This window comes from Bacillus sp. T2.9-1, assembly GCF_950097965.1.
Taxonomy (GTDB): Bacteria; Bacillota; Bacilli; order Bacillales; family Cytobacillaceae; genus Niallia; species Niallia hominis.
This window is the reverse complement of the sequence record NZ_CATNHG010000159.1, coordinates 1-4,881: the sequence shown is the minus strand read 5'-3', so window position 1 is coordinate 4,881 and position 4,881 is coordinate 1. Positions and strand designations below refer to the sequence as shown.

The following is a 4,881-nucleotide window of genomic DNA, read 5'->3' as shown; positions in this document are numbered from 1 at the left end:
TTTCAAAATTAACCTCTCCTTGATTATTTTATGTATGGATTGAGTTGTATTTAATCATAATCCTGTAGTAATGATACAGTATATGCACAGAGAATCACTTAGGTGTTTTGTTAAGAAAGAAGCATCATTATCAATCAGCCTACTGTCTAGATGAACAAGAGTTTGCCTGACCCACGAAAAATATGGAACATTAATTCCTGCTGCTCATACATATGGTCTCGCATTTGGAAAATTTCTTAGCTTTAAAATAAATCATCTGATTCAATGAAATGTAATGCCTATCATCACCTATTTTTATATGTATCTCAGACGAATGCCTATACCTCCGTTACTCTTCGATCATATTGTATTTGTACGAGGTGGTGTAAAATGTTTAAATTATATTTAGATCCTGGTCACGGGGGAGTGGACCCAGGAGCTATTGGCAATGGGATGCAGGAAAAAGAAATTACCTTAAATATTTCCCATAGCATCCGAAATCTCTTGGAAAACCATTATGAAGGCCTGCAAATTAAAACGAGTAGAACAGCAGATATTACGCGCAGCTTGAAAGAACGTACAGATGATGCGAATGCTTGGGGTGCAGATTATTTTCTATCCATCCACGTTAATGCATTTAACGGTTCAGCTCATGGGTATGAAGATTATATTCATAACAGTTTGTCTGATTCATCGAGAACAGCGTTAATTCGGGACATTATGCATGAAGAAATTGTCAAAGTAAATAACTTGCATAACCGTGGTAAAAAAAAGGCCGATTTCCATGTACTGCGAGAAACCAGAATGCCCGCTTTATTAACGGAGAACGGATTTATTGATCATGCAAGCGATGCCCAAAAATTAAGAGACCCGAATTGGCGGCAAGCGGTTGCCCAAGGGCATGTTAATGGGTTAGCACGCGCGTTTAATTTGAAGAGAAAATCGACTAATCTGAAAAGCAAATATGGCTATTAAACGTGTAATTGTTGACGGTGTGCAAGTAGGTGCTTACGCAGAAGAAGAAAATGTGTTGAGAACTGTAAAACGCAACCTGAGAACAGCACAAAGGATTATTATTGAAAATGTGTAGTTTCGTTGGGAAAACGGTTGCTTGACTGCGAGCACGTTAAAGTTTTATCAAAATGGATAACTAGGCTGGATGAACAAAATATACGCTAAGTCTTTGATGTGACGGGCTTAGCATTTTTTTCTTGCTCTAAGTTAGTCCGGCCGATATAAGCCAGGACTAGCTTAATATCAGATGAATAGAACGAAGTTGTTGAGGGAATTATAGCTCATGATGTTTCTATTTCCAATTGTTGGATTTGAGGTGAGTTTTTGCCTAAGATTACTCCTATTCAGTCATACATGATTATTATGCTTTCGGTTGGATTAATGAACCACGTGATTATTATCCCTTTACTACTCGAAGCATCAAAGCGAGATACCTGGCTCGTAGTGCTTCTTGTTTTTGTCGCTTCACCTGTTTGGATTGGTTGCTTGAACTACATCATTCAAAACATGAACAATCAACACATGAAAAAGTGGCTAGATCAGCACTTTGGAAAGTTTTTATCTGCAATCTTAGTAATTATTTATAGTTTGTTATTATGGCTCATGGGCTTTATTTCCTTAAAAGATACTCTAACATGGACAATCGCATCTTACTTGCCGCAAACACCGATACTAGTTCTTGCGGGAACCACACTTGTTGCAAGCTTCTTTGCTGCTTTTCAAGGACTCCGTACAATTGCAATTGTGAGCGGAATATTGTTGCCATTTGTTGTTATTCTAGGTCATCTTGTGGCGATTGCCAATTTTCAGTTTAAAGATTATACCCTGCTTTTTCCTTTGTTAGAAAACGGGACAACTCCATTATGGAAAGGTGTTCTTTACGTTGCCGGGGGATTGCTGGAGTTGTCTTTCTTGATGTTGCTGATTCAGCACAAATTAACAAAAAAAACAGGATTTAAAAGCTTGATGTTGATGTGCTTCATCCTTACAGGACTTACGTTAGGACCATTAATGGGATCGATTGCTATATTTGGCCCTGATGAAGCGGCTAACCAAAGATACCCCGCTTACGCTCAATGGAGAATCGTGAGACTGGGAGAATATGTGGAGCATGTCGATTTTTTTTCGATTTATCAGTGGCTATCCGGTACATTTATTCGTGTGTCCCTTTCTATCTATCTCTTGGGAGAATTGTGGAATTTACAAAAACGCAGATGGTTACCCGTGTTATTTGGCGCATTGGCCATGCTTGTTGCCATTTTGCTGCCGATGAGCGACATGGCTTTTCTAGACTCGTTAGGAAGATTTTATTTTCCTTCATTTTGTATCTTTACAGCAGGGACCTTGATCCTGTATATCGGTCGAATAATCATCTCAAGAATTAGCCAAAAGGAGTGACTAGCTAGGATGAATAAACTATTCCGACGAATGATAAGATTATTTGGAAATCAGGGGGCAGAAAGCAAGAGGCCAACGCCTAATACAGAGGCAACCGTCTTGCAACCACTTAATGAACAATCACTCATCCAACACTTTAAAATGTGTCAAGATGTTAAGCACCATGTTTACAAATTAAACCCTAATGATGAACAATCGAGAATCCTGTTGCTTTATTGTGAGGGTTTAAGTGACAACCAAACGTTCATTCATGAAACTGCGCTTCCTCATTTGACCCGATTTTATGAAAACAATGGTTTTCATCATCAGGAGGAAATAGCCGAGTCGAGTCAATTACAATTAGAACTCGTTACGCTTGAAGAGTGGGAGCAAACGGCCGAAACGGATATTTTTGAAGGCAAACTGCTTTTGTATACTCCGACCCTACGTTCCTTGTTCTCCCTCGATATCTCAAAAAAACCCGCGCGAAATTCGGAAGAATCCAGTATTGAGGTCTCGGTACGGGGGCCAAAGGATGGATTTGTGGAGGAACTGGGAGTCAATGTGGCGTTAATTCGGAAACGAATCAAATCAACCAGCATGGTTTATGAAACGAAAAAAGTAGGCGTTCGCACGAAAACAACCGTTGCGATTCTATACATGCGTGACATTGTTGATCCTAAGATTGTTCAAGATATAAAGAATAAATTAGATGATCTTCACATTGACGGAGCGTTTAGCGCCACTCAGCTAGAAGAATTAATGGAACCGACAAAAGCATTATTTCCTTTGATGGGGTATACAGGAAGACCAGACTTTACCGTTAACTGTATGCTAAATGGCCGTGTAGCGTTGATTGTGGATGGTACACCGGCTGCGTTGATTGCGCCTGCCAATTTATTTTTACTTGTGAAAGCACCCGAAGATATCCACTTTACTGCTTTGTCAACTACATTTGGTCAAACGCTTCGTTTACTTGGTTTGTCCGTATCGCTACTGCTTCCTGCATTTTTTGTTGCCATTCTTTCCTATCATCAAGATCAGCTGCCCTATTATCTGCTTGCCACTTTGGGGATTAACCGGTTGGGAATCTTTTGATGTGGCAGTTGAAATGTTTATTGCACTTCTCTTCTTAGAAATATTGCGGGAAGCTGGTATCCGATTGCCTTCTGCGGTCGGGTCCACGGTAACAGTTGTAGGAGGACTTATCCTGGGGGATGCAGCCATTCGTGCTGGATTCTTATCCCCAGGTATCGTTGTCATCGGAGCAATTACACAAATCTTTGGTTCAACTTTATCGAGCCTATCATTGGCTGGAACGATTAGTACCTTACGCTTTTTTCTTTTCATTCTGTCTGCCACGCTTGGCATTTATGGCTTCTTTCTTGGATTATTTATTGTGCTCAGCCATTTAGCCTCATTGCGTTCATGCGGCTTGCCTTACTTGGCCCCAATATCACCTCCATTTAAAGACTTGGCCAACGCTTTGTTTCGATTACCTTGGCCATGGCGAAACACTCGACCGGACATGTTGAAGACACGAGATTCTACAAGACAAGGGGATAAGCAAAAATGAGGAGATATAAAAGTATGGTTGCACTTTTCCTTCTTCTCACCCTAACCGGTTGCTGGAGCAGATATGAAGTGCAAAACATGAACTATGCTACGGCTGTTGGAATAGACTATGTCGATGGCCAATACACCTTATATGTGCAATTGCTTGATTTCTTGACAGTGGCCAAGCTGGAGGGACAGCAAAAAGCGGAGCAGCCCCCGGTTTGGGTGGCCAAAGGCGAAGGTTCCTCGTTTACAGAGGCGGCAAATGATTTGTACAGTACATCACAACAGCGCTTAAACTGGGGACAAATCTCTGCCATCTTGTTCAGCGAGAGATTGATGAAGGAAAACAAAGTCGGAGAAGTGCTGGAATTGATCAACCGTTATCGTGAAATAAGATACTTGGCCTGGCTGTTTAGTACAAGAGAGCCTATTGAAGAAATCTTGCTGGCAACTCCATTTTTTAGATTATCGCCAAAGGCATCCATTCTTCACAATCCCGAGCAAAGTTTCAGACAGTTCTCTATCCTTGCTCCGGTCCGCCTGCAACAATTTGTACTGGACTCAAACGAAAAGGCTAGAACCAGTTATATACCGGAATTATCGCTTCGCAAAGGTCAATGGCAGGAAAGTAATAAACCAAAAGAGCTGCTTAGATATTCAGGCGTACAAGTATATGATCTAAACAATTATTATGGACGAATGGATCTTAAGGATTTGTCGGGAATGCCCTGGCTAAGTACTCACACGATCCGAGTACCTCTTGATTTGTTTACCGAAGAGAAGCTTGCGGCTGTTCTTGTCGCAGAAAAACCCAAATATGAAGTGGTATGAGTAAAATGTTTGTGGGAGAATAAATATCCTTTTTGTCTAGTTGGGGGACGAGTCCCCCAACTAGACAAAAAGGCCACCAAGCGAGAGCGCGGTAGCTGGAAAAAATTAAGCATTAAAAAA

4 protein-coding genes and 1 pseudogene are annotated in these 4,881 nt (G+C 40.9%); all 5 read left to right on the top strand.

The window, feature by feature from the left end; genetic code table 11:
* Nucleotides 1–369: 369 nt before the first annotated feature.
* Nucleotides 370–1,069 (top strand): annotated as a pseudogene (locus QQZ16_RS23065) (N-acetylmuramoyl-L-alanine amidase family protein).
* Nucleotides 1,070–1,317: 248 nt separating this feature from the next.
* Entirely contained in the window at nt 1,318–2,391 is a 1,074-nt protein-coding gene (locus QQZ16_RS23060) for a GerAB/ArcD/ProY family transporter (RefSeq protein WP_235252802.1), read from the top strand.
* A gap of 30 nt (nt 2,392–2,421) precedes the next feature.
* Nucleotides 2,422–3,468: a spore germination protein gene (locus tag QQZ16_RS23055; RefSeq protein ID WP_284561837.1), complete on the top strand. Its 1,047-nt coding sequence runs from the start codon at nt 2,422–2,424 to the stop codon at nt 3,466–3,468.
* A gap of 13 nt (nt 3,469–3,481) precedes the next feature.
* Complete coding sequence (locus QQZ16_RS23050) at nt 3,482–3,946, top strand: spore germination protein (RefSeq protein WP_258223520.1); 465 nt, start codon at nt 3,482–3,484, stop codon at nt 3,944–3,946.
* A 14-nt stretch (nt 3,947–3,960) separates the two neighbouring features.
* Nucleotides 3,961–4,761, top strand: a complete 801-nt coding sequence (locus QQZ16_RS23045; protein WP_284561836.1) for a Ger(x)C family spore germination protein — start codon at nt 3,961–3,963, stop codon at nt 4,759–4,761.
* Nucleotides 4,762–4,881: the final 120 nt, after the last annotated feature.